Origin of the sequence: Bradyrhizobium genosp. A (genome assembly GCF_049949275.1) — a bacterium.
Classification (GTDB): domain Bacteria; phylum Pseudomonadota; class Alphaproteobacteria; order Rhizobiales; family Xanthobacteraceae; genus Bradyrhizobium.
Genome location: NZ_CP188196.1, coordinates 610,694 through 625,357, shown reverse-complemented (window position 1 = coordinate 625,357; position 14,664 = coordinate 610,694). Strand labels below are relative to the sequence as shown.

Sequence of the window (14,664 nt, the reverse complement as noted above, 5' to 3'; positions counted from 1 at the left end):
TGGTTCCTGTCATCATTTCTACGAAATGAAACCAAAGTCAGGCGCGCGCGTTGGAACCAGTTCTCTTTGAGGGAACCCGGCGTTTTCACTTGGGAATTCACTTGGGAAAGAGCGTCTTGGCGTGAAATTCACGCAGCATAAGTTACGCGCGCAATGGAACTGCGCAGGCAACAATGTGGCTCTGCGATGACGATGCCTTATTCCAACCGCGTGTCGTCGAGCAGGCGCGCGAGGAACGCGCGCACGTCGTTCGGCGCATCGAAGTGGCCGTTCACGCCGATGGCGCGGCGGCCGACGGAGAATGAGAGCCCGTTCATGTCAGGCATGATCGCGAACACGGTCTCGTCGGTGACGTCGTCGCCGATGAAAATCGGACGACGTCCCCTAAAGGGCTCGTGCTTCATCAACTCGCGCACGCCGGTCGCCTTGGTGAAACCGGAATGCTTGATCTCGCAGACGAACTTGCCGGGCAGCACCTCGATCGGCGCATTGGGCAGATCGGCCCGGACCAGCGAGACGGCTTCATAGATCGCCTTCTCCGCATGCGGCGCGAGGCGATAATGCAGCGCCAGCGAATAGCCCTTGTCCTCGAGCAGAATGCCGGGGCTGAGTTTTGCGATCGCGGCCAGCCGCCGCTTCAGCTCCTTGTCCATCGGCGGCGCGTGCACGTCGTCGGCTTCATTGCCCACCGACAGCCGCATCTCCGCACCGTGACCGGCGACGGCGCGAAACACATCGGGCGCGAAGATCAGGTCGATGTCGTTGAGCGAACGGCCGCTGACCATGGCCAGCGCGCCCGAGGTGCGCTCGGTCAGCCGGTTCAGCGTTTCCGACAGACCCGGCGGCACCCACACCTCGCGCGGCGTCGGCATCAAATCGAGCAACGTGCCGTCGATATCGAGCAGGATCGCGGTCTCGTCGAGATGCGGCACGAGTGCATGCGGCACTGGCACCGCGTCGGGCGTTTCATCGACGGACATGGCGCGTTTCTGGTCCAGTTCAGCGAATTCCGATGTCATAGTCTACTCCATAGAGGCGAGCGGCCGCGCGATGTGTTCGAGCGGTTTGCGCTCCGCGGAGATGGCATAGCGCCACGCCACGATCGCAGCCGCAATCATCAGGAAGGCCCCCAGCAAATAGCCGGCGAACACGCTGTTGCGTGATCCCGTGTCGATCAGGGCGCCGAACAGCGCCGGGCCTACGACGCCGCCGATGCCGGTGCCCACCGCATAAAACACTGCGATCGCCAGCGCGCGAACTTCGAGCGGGAAAGTTTCGCTCACAGTGAGATAGGCAGCACTCGCCGCAGGCGAGGCAAAGAAGAAGATCACCATCCAGGCAATGGTCTGCCCCTGCGCGCTCAGCGCGCCGATCGAGAAAAGATAACCCGACACCGCCAGCAGCAGGCCCGAGACACTATAGGTGAACATGATCATGGTGCGGCGGCCTAACGTGTCGAACAGACGGCCGAGCAGCAGCGGACCGAGGAAGTTTCCGGCCGCGAACGGCAGCAGATACCAGCCGACATGATCGGCGCTGATGCCGTAGAAGTCGGTCAGCACCAGCGCGAAGGTGAAGAAGATCGCGTTGTAGAAGAAGGCCTGCGCGACCATCAGCACGAGGCCGACCAGCGCGCGCTGACGATAGGTGAAGAACAGCGTGTGCACGACTTCGCTGATCGGGGTGTGATCGCGCATCTTCAGGCGCATCTGGGCGAAGCGCCCATCGCTCGCATCTTGACCATGCCCGATCACCGAACTCTCGATGTCGTCGACGATCGCGTGGGCCTGGTCCGGGCGGCCATGGATCATCAGCCAGCGCGGGCTTTCCGGGATCCACATCCGCATCAACAGCACGACGAGACCGATGGTCGCGCCGATGAGATAGGCGAGACGCCAGCCGAGGTCGGGGCCGATCACCGCGGGGTCAAGCAGCACGATGGCTGCGACCGCGCCCATCGCCGCGCCGATCCAGAAACTGCCGTTGATGACCAAATCCGTCCAGCCGCGATAGCGCGCCGGCACCAGCTCCTGGATGGTCGAGTTGATCGCGGTGTATTCGCCCCCGATGCCGGCGCCGGTCAGGAAGCGGAACAACGCGTAGCTTGCGATATCCCACGACAACGCGGTCGCTGCCGTTGCGGAGAGGTAGAGCGCGAGCGTGATGAAGAAGAGTTTTTTGCGGCCGATGCGATCGGTCAGCCAGCCGAAGCCGAGTGCGCCGAGCACGGCGCCTGCAAGGTAGGCGGAGTTGGCAACGCCAAGATCGAGGTTGGAGAAGTGCAGCGTCGGGCTCTGCTTCAGAGCGCCCGAGAGCGCGCCGGCCAGCGTCACCTCAAGCCCGTCGAGAATCCAGGTGATCCCGAGCGCCAGCACCACCCGGGTGTGAAAGCCGCTCCAGGGCAGCGCGTCGAGCCGCGCCGGAATGCTGGTCTCGATGATGCGATCGGTCGCGGCCGCGGCCGAGACTGCAGGTCCATAATTCAGCGCTGGGCTTTGCTGCAATTCCATCGCGTTGCTGGGTCGTGGGGGTGCGGCATTTCCGCCTGCCACCTGCGACAACGTCTGCGGCAACAGCAGGTTCCCTTAGGAACGGCGCCGAATGCTGGCCGTTTCCGCTGGAGCCGCAAGGAGTTGACGCATGGCTCATGTCAGAAAGACGACACATTCGCGCAAAACCGCAGCACGCAAGAAGACCGGCGCGAGGCGCAGCACCTCACGCAAAACCCCACGCAAGAGCACAAAGCGCGCCACGCCAAACGCTGGTCGCAGCGTGTGACAAAAGAGAGCGACGCGCTCGACCTCAAGCGCGGCGTGTTCACCCTCACGAGCCCGAAGTGGATCGCAGCGTCGCTGAAGCGCTCGGCCGAGCACAGCGCACGCCGCAAGACCGGCGCCTATCGCTCGGCGCTGTCGATGCTGACGTTCTATATCAACCGCGCCGGCAAGACCTTGCCGAAGACGCAGCGCGAGCGGCTGGAGAAGGCGAAGGTGGAGCTGAAGCGGGCGTTCGGGAGGGAGTGATTCGGACTCACCCTTCGCCGGGACGACAGCGGAGAGTGAGGCCGGAGCGGAGCGTCACCGCGCGACGAAGCCTACGCCGCCCGGATGTTCGCCATGAAGCGGTCGAGTTCGGCACGCAACCGGGTGCTTTCGGACGACAGCGTCTTCGCCGAGTTCAACACCTCTTCCGAGGCCGAGCCGGTTTCGGCGGCGCCGCGGTTGACCTGGACGATGTCGGTCGCGGCAGTCTGGGTGCCCTGGGCGACGGCCTGGACGCTGCGGGCGATTTCCTGCGTCGCCGCGCCCTGCTGCTCGACGGCGCTCGCAATCGAGGTCGAGATCGACGAGATCTGACCGATGGTCGCGCCGATCTCCTTGATCGCTGCAACCGACTCAGCGGTCGCGCCTTGCATCCCTGCGATGTGCGACGAAATCTCGTCGGTGGCTTTCGCCGTCTGGCTCGCCAAGGACTTTACCTCGCTCGCGACCACTGCAAAGCCCCGGCCGGCCTCGCCGGCGCGCGCCGCCTCAATCGTGGCGTTCAGTGCGAGAAGGTTAGTCTGCTCGGCGATCGCCGTGATGAGCTTGACGACCTCGCCGATCTGCTGGGCGGCATGCGAGAGTTTTCCGATGCGGCCATCGGTCTCCTTGGCCTGCACCACCGCAGCTTCGGCGATCCGGCTGGAATCGCGGACCTGGCGGCCGATCTCCTCGACCGAAGCCGATAATTCCTCGGTCGCGGTTGCGACCGACTGCATGTTGCTCGAGGCCTGCTCGGAAACGCCGGCGACCTGGCTGGACAGCGTCTGCGTGGTCTCAGCAGTACGGGTCAGCGTAGACGCCGACGATTCAAGCTGCACGGCGGAGGCCGAGACGTTCGACACGATGGCGCCGACGGCGCTCTCGAAATCATCGGCAAAGCGGATCAGCTCGCCGCGACGGCTGGCTGCCTGCTCCTTGCTCTGGGCTTCGCTGGCAGCGGCATCGCGCTCGGCCTTGGCCACGGCCTGAACCTTGAACTCCTCGACCGCGCCGGCCATCTCGCCGATCTCGTCCCTGCGGCCGAGGCCGGGCAGCACGACGTCGAAATTGCCCGAGGCCAGCTCGCGCATCGCCTTGCACATCGCGATCATGGGCCGCGAGATGCCATTGCCAAGCATCAGGGCCAGCACCGCGCCGACAGCAAGACCACCCAGCGCCAGCATCAGCATCAGCCGCTCGGTTTCGCCGATCGTCACATTGGCGCTCGCCTCGATGCGCTGCTGATCGGCCGACAGGTCCGACCGCAACTCGCCCGAGAGCTTGAGGATGGACGCGGCCGTCTTGGTCATCTCGCCGTTCGACTTCACGATGATTTTCACGTTGTCGGAGAGCTTTGCAAAGGACGTGCGATATTGCTTCAGCAGATTGCTGATCTCGGTGACACGGTCGGTGATCTTCTGGTCGTTGGCATAGATCGAGACCAGCAGTGTCTCCAGGAACTTGATGCGGGCGACCACGCCGTCGGCGGTCTTCGGCTCCGGCTTGGCGATGAAGGCGCTGACCGAGGTGGAGACCGCGAGATATTGCGAGGTGATGTCCTTGGCCGTGGTCTGGACCGATGCGAGCCCGGCAAGCGCCGCAGTATCGGCGAGGTCGTCGAACTTGAAGCGGATCTTGTTGCCGACGCTGTTCAGCTCGTCGGTCGCAATTTTGTTGTTCTCACGCGTCAGCGTGATGATATCGCTGAACACCTTTGCGAAGCGCTGGAACTCGGCCTCGAGCTTGCTGATCTGCTCGCGACGCGCCGCGCCTGTTGTGGCCGACATCGACTTGGCGATCGCCGCCTTCAGATTCTCTTCGGCCGCTTTCGCCGCCGTTTCGTCGTCCGCGGCGCCGGTCAGCGTGTAGGCCCGGGTCAGCCCCTGATAGCTGATCAATTCGCGATCGATGGTCCGCGCCAGGTCGGCTTCCGCCACGCTGGTCCGGTAGGAGGCGACGGCGCCCGCGATTCGCTCGAAGCCGAAATAGGCAAATGCCATGCTGACGGCGAGGATGGCCAGCACCGCCACGAAGCCGAGGATGATTTTTGCACGAAAACGCAAGGTGAAGAGCTTCGATGTGTTCGGCTTCGACGTCACGGGCATTCCCCCACCCCATTCCATTCGCGGAAAACCAGGCGCCGCCGGGAAACAGCCCCGCTCCCCGACTCAAATGCACGGTAAATGGCAAAGGATAAGCTGCGGTAAATTTATCGCGCCGCAACTTACGGTTAGGTGACGCGGGGTGACCCGATCCAGCCCCTACGCCGCCCGGATATTCGCCATGAACCGATCGAGCTCGGCGCGGAGGCGGGTGCTTTCGCTGGACAGCGTCTTCGCCGAGTTCAGCACCTCTTCCGAGGCCGAGCCGGTTTCGGCGGCGCCGCGGTTCACCTGGCCGATATCGGTCGCGGCGGTCTGGGTGCCCTGGGCGACGTTCTGGACGCTGCGGGCGATCTCCTGGGTCGCGGCGCCCTGCTCTTCCACCGCGCTGGCGATGGAGGTCGAGATCGACGAGATCTTGCCGATGGTCGCGCCGATCTCCTTGATCGCGGCAACCGACTCGGCGGTCGCGCCCTGCATGCCCGCGATGTGCGAGGAAATCTCGTCGGTAGCCTTCGCCGTCTGGCTCGCCAGCGACTTCACTTCGCTCGCGACCACTGCAAAGCCCCGGCCGGCCTCGCCGGCGCGCGCCGCCTCGATGGTGGCATTGAGCGCGAGAAGATTAGTCTGCTCGGCGATCGCCGTGATGAGCTTGACGACCTCGCCGATCTGCTGGGCAGCATGCGACAATTTTCCGATGCGACCGTCGGTTTCCTTGGCCTGCACCACGGCGGCTTCGGCGATGCGTCTGGAATCGCGGACCTGGCGACCGATCTCCTCGACTGAGGCCGAGAGCTCTTCCGTCGCGGTTGCGACCGACTGCATGTTGCTCGAGGCCTGCTCGGAGACGCCGGCGACCTGGCTCGACAGGGTCTGCGTGGTCTCGGCGGTGCGGGTCAGCGTGGAGGCCGAGGATTCGAGCTGCACGGCGGAGGCCGACACGTTGGAGACGATGGCACCGACGGCGCTCTCGAAATCATCGGCAAAGCGGATCAGCTCGCCGCGGCGGGCAGCGCTCGCCTCCCTGTTCTGGGCTTCGCTGGCGGCGGCGTCGCGCTCGGCCTTGGCCACGGCCTGAACCTTGAACTCCTCGACTGCGCCGGCCATTTCGCCGATCTCGTCCTTGCGGCCGAGGCCCGGCAGCACGACGTCGAAATTGCCCGATGCGAGCTCACGCATCGCCTTGCACATCGCGATCATCGGCCGCGAAATGCCGGTGCCGAGCAGGAAGGCAAGGACCGCGCCGAGCAGCGTGCCGCCGACGGCGAGCATCAGCACCAGTTGCTCGGTCTTGCCGATGGTCGCTTCCGACTCCGAATCCAGCCGCTGCTGTTCGGCGACCAGGTCCGCCTTCATGGCAGAGGCGCCCCGAAGGATCGCGCCCGCCGAGCCGCTCATCTCGGTGACGAGGTCTTCGACCAGCTTGGCGTTGGCGATCAGCTTCTCGAGCGCCTCGCGATAGGCGACGAGGATGGTCTTGGCGTCCTTCAGGCCGGCCACGATCTTATCGTCCATGGAATAGACCGCGCCGAGCGAGTTGTCGACGAACTTCAGCCGCGCCAGCGCGCTGGTCGCGATCGTCTGGTCCGACGTCAGCACGAACTGGGTCGCCGCCGCGCTTGCGGTCTGGAACTGGGCGTTGACCTGCTTGGTGCCGAACTCGATGGCCTGGGCCTCGGAATCGGAGGCGTTGTTGCCGATATCGTCGAGCTTGTACTTCAGCAGATTGGCTTGGCGCGAGAGCTGGTTCTGCACCAGCAGCGTGCTGTCGCGCTTCGCCTGGAGAACCTTGGCGAAGGTCGCAGAGAAGTTCGCAAACTCCTTGGCGAGCTTGTCGAGGCTGTCCTGCCGTGCCGGGGTCTTGGCGCTCTTGACGGCCTGGTCGATCGCGTTCTTCAGGCTGGCTTCGGCATCGAGCGCCACCTTGGCGTCATCTTCCTTGCCGGTAACGACGAAATATTTGACGGCCGAACGGTAGCCGAGCAGCTCGCGGTCGATGTTGCGGGCGAGATCGGCCTCCGTGACGCTCGATCGATAGGATCCGACGCCGGATGAGACCCGCTCGAAGCCGAAATAGGCGAAGGCCATGCTACCGGCGGAGATCGCCAGCACCGCGGCAAAGCCCAGAATGATCTTGGCGCGGAACCGGAGGGTCGGAAACATGCTGCGCTTGGACGGCGACGCGATACGCCCGGACATTCCCAACCCCCATCTATTCTCTTCAGCCGCAATCAAGAGGCGCCCCGCCCCGGACCCGGATGCGTAAAAGTAAGGCACAATGGATAAAGGGCGGTAAATTCGTCGCGCCGTCGCAATCCGGGGTTTTATCGGCCAAAGGCCGACCGGACGGGCCGGGGTGGCCAAAATCCTAGTTGCCAAGTCCGGGGGGCGCGGTCTCTAATTGGAAACAATCAAAATCAATTCCGGGAGGTACTCTGTGTCCACAATCAAACTGACGGTGAACGGCAAGGCCGTTGCTGTCGACGTCGAGGACCGCACCCTGCTGGTCCATCTCCTGCGCGACCATCTCAACCTCACCGGGACCCATGTCGGCTGCGACACCAGCCAGTGCGGGGCCTGCGTCGTGCATATGGACGGCAAGGCGGTGAAGTCCTGCACCATGCTGGCCGGCCAGGCCGATGGCGCCAACGTCACCACCATCGAAGGCATCGCCAAGGGCGACGAGCTGCATCCGATGCAGGCCGCCTTCCGCGACAATCACGGCCTGCAGTGCGGCTATTGCACCCCGGGCATGATCATGTCGGCGATCGATATCGTGCAACGCCATGGTGGCGAGCTCGACGAAGCGACCGTCCGCCACGAGCTCGAAGGCAATATCTGTCGCTGCACCGGCTACCACAACATCGTCAAAGCCGTGCTGGACGCAGCCGGACGCATGAAGGTCTCGCAGGCGGCCGAGTAAAGCGGTCCGCCTCGAATAAAAACCACCGCTGCAGCTTTCGAGGGAAAGCGCAGTCAAAGCAATTCCGGTCGGGAGGACCAGCCATGGGTGTTGAAGGCATCGGCGCGCGCGTCGTGCGCAAGGAAGACAAGCGTTTCATTACCGGCAAGGGCCGTTACGTCGACGACATCAAATTGCTGGGCATGACCCATGCCCATTTCATCCGCAGCCCGCACGCGCACGCCAAGGTGAAGAAGATCGATTCGTCCGCCGCGCTGAAGATGCCGGGCGTGGTCGCGGTGCTCACCGGACAAGAGCTGGTCGACGACAAGGTCGGCAACCTCATCTGCGGCTGGGCCATCACCTCCAAGGACGGTAGCCCGATGAAGATGGGCGCGTGGCCGGCGATGGCGCCGGAGACGGTGCGCTTCGTCGGCCAGGCCGTTGCGGTCGTGATCGCCGACAGCAAGAATCTCGCGCGCGATGCGGCCGAGGCCGTGGTCGTGGATTACGAGGAACTTCCGGCGGTGGCCGACATTCATGCCGCCATCAAGTCCGGTGCGCCGCAGCTCCACCCCGAAGCGCCCGGCAACCAGGTCTATGACTGGGTGATCGGCGACGAGGGCGCGACCGATGCCGCCTTCGCCAAGGCCGCCAATGTGGTGAAGCTCGACGTCACCAACAACCGTCTCGCGCCCAACGCGATGGAGCCGCGCGCGGCGATCGCCGATTACGACGCGGCGGAAGAGCACTTCACTCTTTATACGACGTCGCAGAACCCGCACGTCGCCCGCCTCGTGCTATCGGCGTTCTACAACATCGCCCCCGAGCACAAGCTGCGCGTGATCGCGCCCGACGTCGGCGGCGGCTTCGGCTCAAAGATCTTCATCTATCCGGAAGAGATGGTGGCGCTGTGGGCGTCGAAGAAGGTCGGCCGTCCCGTGAAATGGACCGGCGACCGCACCGAAGCCTTCCTCACCGATGCGCATGGCCGCGACCATGTGACCCATGCCGAGATGGCATTCGACGCCAACAACAAGATCACCGGCTTGAAGGTGAAGACCTACGCCAATTTCGGCGCCTATATGTCGCTGTTCTCGTCGTCGGTGCCGACCTACCTCTACGCGACGCTGCTGTCGGGCCAGTACAACATCCCGGCGATCCACGCCGAGGTGGTCGGGGTCTACACCAACACCACGCCGGTCGATGCCTATCGCGGCGCGGGCCGCCCGGAGGCAAGCTACCTGATCGAACGTCTCATGGAGACGGCGGCGCGGCAGCTCAAGGTCGATCCGGCCCAGCTGCGCCGGACCAACTTCATCACCCAGTTCCCGCACCAGACGCCGGTGATCATGGCCTATGACACCGGTGATTTTAATGCCTCGCTCGACGCCGCGATGAAGGCGATCGACTATGCCGGCTTCGCCGGGCGCAAGGCGCAAGCCAAGTCGCAAGGCAAGCTGCGCGGCATCGGCGTGTCCTGCTACATCGAGGCCTGCGGCATCGCGCCGTCGAAGGCGGTCGGCAGCCTGGGCGCCGGCGTCGGCCTCTGGGAGTCCGCAGAAGTGCGCGTCAACCCGGTCGGCACCATCGAGGTCCTCACGGGTTCGCACAGCCATGGCCAGGGCCATGAGACGGTGTTCGCTCAGCTCATTTCGGATCGCCTCGGCATTCCCATCAGCCAGGTTTCGATCGTCCATGGCGACACCGACAAGGTGCAGTTCGGCATGGGCACCTACGGCTCGCGCTCCGCGGCCGTCGGTCTCACCGCCATCCTCAAAGCCGTGGAGAAGGTCGAGTCCAAGGCCAAGAAGATCGCCGCGCACCAGCTGGAAGCGTCGGAGGCCGACATCGTCATCGAGAATGGCGAGTTCAAGGTGACGGGTACCGACAAGGCGATTGCCCTGCCGATGGTCGCGCTTGCGGCCTACACCGCACACAACCTGCCTGACGGGATGGAGCCGGGCCTGAAGGAAAGCGCCTTCTACGACCCGACCAACTTCACCTTCCCGGCCGGCGCTTACATCTGCGAGCTCGAGATCGATCCCGGCACCGGCAAGACCTCCTTCGTCAACTTCGTCGCGGCCGACGATTTCGGCCGGCTGATCAATCCGATGATCGTCGAGGGTCAGGTCCATGGCGGCCTCGCCCAGGGCATCGGGCAGGCACTGCTCGAGCACGCGATCTACGATGCCAATGGCCAGCCGGTCACGGCCTCGTTCATGGATTACTCCATGCCGCGCGCCGACGATCTGCCCTCGTTCAACCTCTCCCACACCACGACGCTGTGCCCGGGCAATCCGCTCGGCATCAAGGGTTGCGGTGAGGCCGGCGCAATCGGCGCCTCTGCGGCCGTGATCAATGCGATCACGGATGCGATCGGCAAGAACAATCTGGAAATGCCCGCAACCCCTGACCGGGTGTGGCGCACGATCCACGCCGCTTGAGAGGAGAGAAAGATGTATCAGACCACTTATCATCGCGCCTCGTCAGTCGATGAGGCTGTCTCTCTCTTCGCGAAGGGCAGCGAAGCAAAGTTCCTTGCCGGCGGCCAGACACTGCTGCCGGTGATGAAGCAGCGGCTCGCGAGCCCCTCCGACGTGATCGATCTCGCCAAGATCAAGGAGCTGATCGGCATCGAGGCCGCCGGCGACACGTTGACCATCAAGGCCGCTACGCCGCATTACGACGTCGCGACCAGCGATGCCACGAAGAAGGCGATCCCCGCGCTCGCCTATCTGGCGTCACTGATCGGCGACCCCGCCGTGCGCTACCGCGGCACGATCGGCGGCTCGATCGCCAACAACGATCCCGCCGCGGACTATCCGGCCGCGCTGCTCGCGCTCGGCGCCACCGTGAAGACCAACAAGCGGTCGATCTCGGCCGAGGACTTCTTCAAGGGCCTGTTCACGACGGCGCTTGAAGACGGGGAGATCATCACCGCCGTGTCGTTCGCGGTTCCGGCGAAAGCGGGCTACGCCAAGATGCCGCATCCTGCCTCGCGCTTCGCGCTCACCGCCGTCTTCGTCGCGCAGACGAAGTCGGGTGAAATCCGCGTCGCCGCGACCGGCGCTTCGCAGAGCGGCGTGATGCGGGTTCCTGCCATCGAGGCCGCGCTGAAGGCGAACTGGTCGCCGACGGCACTGGACAACGTCAGCATTCCCGCAAGCGGATTGCTGGCCGACATCCACGGCACGGCCGAGTACCGCGCCAATCTCGTCAAGGTGATGGCGCAGCGCGCGGTGGCTGCCGCCAGCTGACATCGCGACCTAGCGTCTCAACACAAATCTTCCGCGGCGCGCAGCAATGCGCGCCGCTTTTTTGATACGCCTATGCATGAAAACCGCTTGCCTCGCTGGCGCGAAGGCGAGAAAAGTTAATCAGCCAATTAACTCGCCGCAGAGAGGAATGTCCGAGGCGAATGCCGAACCAACGGCATCGCCCGTGATCCGAGGAAACAACACGTGCTCGACAAACCAGCCCAGAACGCATCTGTCCGCACCACCGGCCCGCTCGCGGGTTTCCGAATCGTCGAATTCGCCGGCATCGGACCGGGCCCGTTCGCCTGCATGTTGCTGGCCGACATGGGCGCCGATGTCGTCACGCTCGACCGCGTCGGCGCGAAGAAGAGCATGAAGTCGGTGGCGGGCCGCGGCCGCAAGGTGATCGAGCTCGATCTCAAGGACAAGGCGGCAATCGCGCAGGTGCTCGACCTCCTCGCCGGCGCCGATGCGCTGGTCGAAGGTTTTCGTCCCGGCGTGATGGAGCGGCTCGGGCTCGGCCCGGACGTCGTGCTCGCGCGCAATCCAAAGCTCGTCTACGGCCGCATGACCGGCTGGGGCCAGGAAGGCCCGCTGGCGAATGCCGCCGGCCATGACATCAACTACATCTCGATCACCGGTGCGCTCGCCGCGATCGGACCTAAGGAAGCGCCGGTGCCGCCGCTCAATCTGGTCGGCGATTTCGGCGGTGGCGCGCTCTATCTCGTCGTCGGCGTGCTCGCTGCACTGCTGGAAGCATCAAAGTCCGGCAAGGGCCAGGTGGTCGACGCCGCAATGTGCGACGGCGCGGCTTCGCTGATGTCATTCTTCTTCGACATGAAGACGATCGGCCGCTGGACCGAAGGCCGCAACCGTAACTTCCTCGACGGCGGCGCCCACTTCTACGGCGTCTATGAATGCGCCTGCGGCCATTTCGTATCGATCGGCTCGATCGAGCCGCAGTTCTACGCGCTGCTGCGCCAGCATGCAGGCCTGCTAGATGCTGATTTCGACGCGCAGATGGACCCCAAGGCCTGGCCCGCGCTCAAGGAGAAGCTGAAGGCCGTTTTCAAGAGCAAGACGCGCGAGGACTGGTGCAAGATCATGGAAGGCAGCGACATCTGCTTCGCGCCGGTGCTGACCATGTCGGAAGCGACCGAGCATCCGCACATGGTCGCCCGCGATGTCTTCATCGAGCGCCACGGCGTGAAACAGCCCGCGCCCGCGCCGCGCTTCTCGCGCACGCCGTCGGTGGTTCGCGAGCCGGAAGGCGCGGAGATCGGCGCCGTGACGAGTGCGTGGAAGGCGGCGAATTAACCTTCACTGTCGCCGGCATCTCCGCCGTCGTCCCGGCCTTCGCCGGGACGAAAATTTATTTGACGCGATCGCGATAGTGTGCCCGACAGAAGCCGCGCTCGTCACGACCCCGTGTTACCCACGTTGAGGTCTATACCCTGCGGGTCCCTTACGGTCGAGACCGCGACCAGCGAGATCAGCGACAACACCGCGATGTAGACGCCGATGCGCCAGGACTGGCCGGTGCTCGCGATGATCCATTGTGCGATCATCGGCGCAAACGCGCCGCCGAGGATGGCGCCGAGCGCGTAGCCGATCGAGACGCCGGAGTAGCGTACCTTTGCCGGAAACATTTCGGCATAGAGCGCCGCCTGCGGGCCATAGGAGAGGCCGAGCGGGATCGTGAGACCGACGGCGGCGACGAGAAACAGCAGCACATCCCTGCTGTCGATCAGAAACCACATCGGCACCGCCCATAGCACGAGCAGGGCGTAGCCGATCTGGAAGCAGCGCACGCGACCGATCCTGTCGCCGAGCAGGCCGCCCAGCAGCGTAAAGAAGAACCAGCTTACGGCGGCCAGCACGCTGGCGAGCAGAAGCTGGTCCGATGGCAATTTCAGCGTATTGGCGCCATAGCTGATCATGAAGGCGATCAGGATGTAGCCGGCGGCGTTGTTGGCCATGAAGATCAGCGCGGTGCGGATGATGTCCCTGGCATTCCCGCGAAGCAGCTCCGCTAGTGGCGCAGAGGATTCCTTGTGGCGGCGATGCATCGCCTGGAACACAGGCGACTCCTCGACGTTGCGGCGGATCACGACGCCCACGACGATCAGAACGAGCGAGAGCAGGAACGGAATGCGCCATCCGAAATCGATCATCGCCTGCTTCCCGAGCACGGCCGTCAAGAGCCACAACACGCCGGTCGCGAGGATCATGCCGAGCGGCGTTCCGACCTGTGGAAACACCCCGAAGAAGCTTCGCCGATCGACCGGCGCGGACTCGACCGCCATCAGCGCCGCGCCGCCCCATTCGCCCCCGGCGGAAATTCCCTGAAGGATACGCAGCAGGATCAGGAGCGCCGGCGCCAATGCACCGATCTGTCCATAAGTCGGCAACAGGCCGACCAGCGCGGTGGCGACGCCCATCAGCACGAGGGTGCCAACCAGCACATTCCGGCGGCCGAATTTATCGCCGAGGTGACCGCACACGATGGCGCCGAGCGGCCGGAACAGGAACGACAGGCCGAGCGTCGCAAACGACACGATCTGTGCCAGCAGCGGATTGTTCTGATTCATCGGCGCAAAGAACAGGCTGCCGAAAATGAGGCCGGCAGCCTGGGCGTAGACGAAGAAATCGTACCATTCGATGGTCGTGCCCACGAGCGTGGCGAGGACAACCTTGCGTTCCTCACTTGTCATGTCCGGGCTGCGCGCGATGGCAGCGGTCTCAATAGACATCATTCCCTCCATGGCTTTTTTGGTTGTGGTAGAAGCGCGACGGTACCGTCGCGCTTCTGGTGCATGAACGTCGCCGCGCCTTCAGGTGCTGCGGCGCCGCGCCTCAAAACATTCCATTGCTGTTTGAAACCGTTTCCGGCACCGGCTGAATGACGTCCCAATGCTCCACGATTTTCTGATTTTCCAGCCTGAATATATCGATGATGGCCGCTCCCCGGGTCCCCGGCTCCTGGATCGCATGCGAATGCACGATCACGTAATTTCCGTCGGCGAATACGTGCTTTGATTCCGAATGCGCCTGGGGATATTTTTGCCGGAGAAACTCGACGAACTTCTGAAATCCTTCGACTCCATCGGCAACCCCCGGATTGTGCTGCGTGTAATGCGCACCGAAAAATGCGGCCGCCGCGTCGGGATTCTTGCCGTTGAGCGCCTTTTCGTAAAACTCCAGAACGATCTGCTTGTTCTGCGCTTCCGCAGCCGACTCTTGCGCCCTGGCCAGTGAACCACTTCCTGCCAGGACGAGAGCAACGCTTACCAAAGTCATCACGCGAGTCATTTTCGATCCTTTTCGATTGAGCGCACCTCACCGAGCGCCCGCTGATTCGGGTCGCGCGGCAATTC

General features: G+C 64.0%; 10 protein-coding genes and 1 pseudogene. 5 read left to right on the top strand and 6 right to left on the bottom strand.

What is annotated here, in order from left to right; all coding sequences use genetic code 11:
• Positions 1 to 197: 197 nt before the first annotated feature.
• Positions 198 to 1,019 carry a trehalose-phosphatase gene (gene otsB, locus ACP2YP_RS02855; RefSeq protein ID WP_426422130.1) on the bottom strand — a complete coding sequence of 274 codons (822 nt, stop codon included), beginning with the start codon at positions 1,017 to 1,019 and terminating at the stop codon, positions 198 to 200.
• A 3-nt stretch (positions 1,020 to 1,022) separates the two neighbouring features.
• A complete protein-coding gene (locus ACP2YP_RS02850; RefSeq protein WP_426426454.1) occupies positions 1,023 to 2,510 on the bottom strand; it encodes an MFS transporter in 1,488 nt (495 codons plus the stop codon).
• A 130-nt stretch (positions 2,511 to 2,640) separates the two neighbouring features.
• On the opposite strand from ACP2YP_RS02850, the pseudogene ACP2YP_RS02845 reads away from it, so the two are divergent.
• A pseudogene (locus ACP2YP_RS02845) lies at positions 2,641 to 3,023 on the top strand (DUF3175 domain-containing protein).
• 71 nt (positions 3,024 to 3,094) lie between these two features.
• Here ACP2YP_RS02845 and ACP2YP_RS02840 read toward each other — a convergent pair.
• Positions 3,095 to 5,128: a methyl-accepting chemotaxis protein gene (locus tag ACP2YP_RS02840; RefSeq protein WP_426422129.1), complete on the bottom strand. Its 2,034-nt coding sequence runs from the start codon at positions 5,126 to 5,128 to the stop codon at positions 3,095 to 3,097.
• A 156-nt stretch (positions 5,129 to 5,284) separates the two neighbouring features.
• A complete protein-coding gene (locus tag ACP2YP_RS02835; protein WP_426422128.1) occupies positions 5,285 to 7,324 on the bottom strand; it encodes a methyl-accepting chemotaxis protein in 2,040 nt (679 codons plus the stop codon).
• Positions 7,325 to 7,562: 238 nt separating this feature from the next.
• On the opposite strand from ACP2YP_RS02835, the gene ACP2YP_RS02830 reads away from it, so the two are divergent.
• The 4 genes from ACP2YP_RS02830 (at position 7,563) to ACP2YP_RS02815 (ending at position 12,604) form a co-directional block, all read left to right on the top strand.
• The gene (locus tag ACP2YP_RS02830; RefSeq protein WP_426422127.1) at positions 7,563 to 8,048 is read left to right on the top strand and encodes a (2Fe-2S)-binding protein; all 486 of its coding nucleotides are present in this window, start codon (positions 7,563 to 7,565) and stop codon (positions 8,046 to 8,048) included.
• Positions 8,049 to 8,131: 83 nt separating this feature from the next.
• On the top strand, positions 8,132 to 10,474 hold the full coding sequence (locus ACP2YP_RS02825; protein ID WP_426422126.1) for a xanthine dehydrogenase family protein molybdopterin-binding subunit: 2,343 nt from the start codon (positions 8,132 to 8,134) through the stop codon (positions 10,472 to 10,474).
• A gap of 12 nt (positions 10,475 to 10,486) precedes the next feature.
• Positions 10,487 to 11,287: an FAD binding domain-containing protein gene (locus tag ACP2YP_RS02820; protein WP_426422125.1), complete on the top strand. Its 801-nt coding sequence runs from the start codon at positions 10,487 to 10,489 to the stop codon at positions 11,285 to 11,287.
• A gap of 204 nt (positions 11,288 to 11,491) precedes the next feature.
• Complete coding sequence (locus ACP2YP_RS02815) at positions 11,492 to 12,604, top strand: CaiB/BaiF CoA transferase family protein (RefSeq protein ID WP_426422124.1); 1,113 nt, start codon at positions 11,492 to 11,494, stop codon at positions 12,602 to 12,604.
• A 101-nt stretch (positions 12,605 to 12,705) separates the two neighbouring features.
• Here the strand turns inward: ACP2YP_RS02815 and ACP2YP_RS02810 are convergent, their stop codons facing one another.
• Both ACP2YP_RS02810 and ACP2YP_RS02805 read right to left on the bottom strand, forming a co-directional pair.
• Entirely contained in the window at positions 12,706 to 14,040 is a 1,335-nt protein-coding gene (locus ACP2YP_RS02810) for an MFS transporter (protein ID WP_426422123.1), read from the bottom strand.
• 103 nt (positions 14,041 to 14,143) lie between these two features.
• Positions 14,144 to 14,599: a nuclear transport factor 2 family protein gene (locus tag ACP2YP_RS02805; RefSeq protein ID WP_426422122.1), complete on the bottom strand. Its 456-nt coding sequence runs from the start codon at positions 14,597 to 14,599 to the stop codon at positions 14,144 to 14,146.
• Positions 14,600 to 14,664: the final 65 nt, after the last annotated feature.

What these genes read in the sequence shown, in the direction of transcription:
- otsB (WP_426422130.1), bottom strand. Translation starts at nt 1,019, where the DNA reads ATGACATCGGAATTCGCTGAACTGGACCAGAAACGCGCCATGTCCGTC.
- ACP2YP_RS02850 (WP_426426454.1), bottom strand. Translation starts at nt 2,510, where the DNA reads ATGGAATTGCAGCAAAGCCCAGCGCTGAATTATGGACCTGCAGTCTCG.
- ACP2YP_RS02840 (WP_426422129.1), bottom strand. Translation starts at nt 5,128, where the DNA reads ATGCCCGTGACGTCGAAGCCGAACACATCGAAGCTCTTCACCTTGCGT.
- ACP2YP_RS02835 (WP_426422128.1), bottom strand. Translation starts at nt 7,324, where the DNA reads ATGTCCGGGCGTATCGCGTCGCCGTCCAAGCGCAGCATGTTTCCGACC.
- ACP2YP_RS02825 (WP_426422126.1), top strand. Translation starts at nt 8,132, where the DNA reads ATGGGTGTTGAAGGCATCGGCGCGCGCGTCGTGCGCAAGGAAGACAAG.
- ACP2YP_RS02820 (WP_426422125.1), top strand. Translation starts at nt 10,487, where the DNA reads ATGTATCAGACCACTTATCATCGCGCCTCGTCAGTCGATGAGGCTGTC.
- ACP2YP_RS02810 (WP_426422123.1), bottom strand. Translation starts at nt 14,040, where the DNA reads ATGTCTATTGAGACCGCTGCCATCGCGCGCAGCCCGGACATGACAAGT.
- ACP2YP_RS02805 (WP_426422122.1), bottom strand. Translation starts at nt 14,599, where the DNA reads ATGACTCGCGTGATGACTTTGGTAAGCGTTGCTCTCGTCCTGGCAGGA.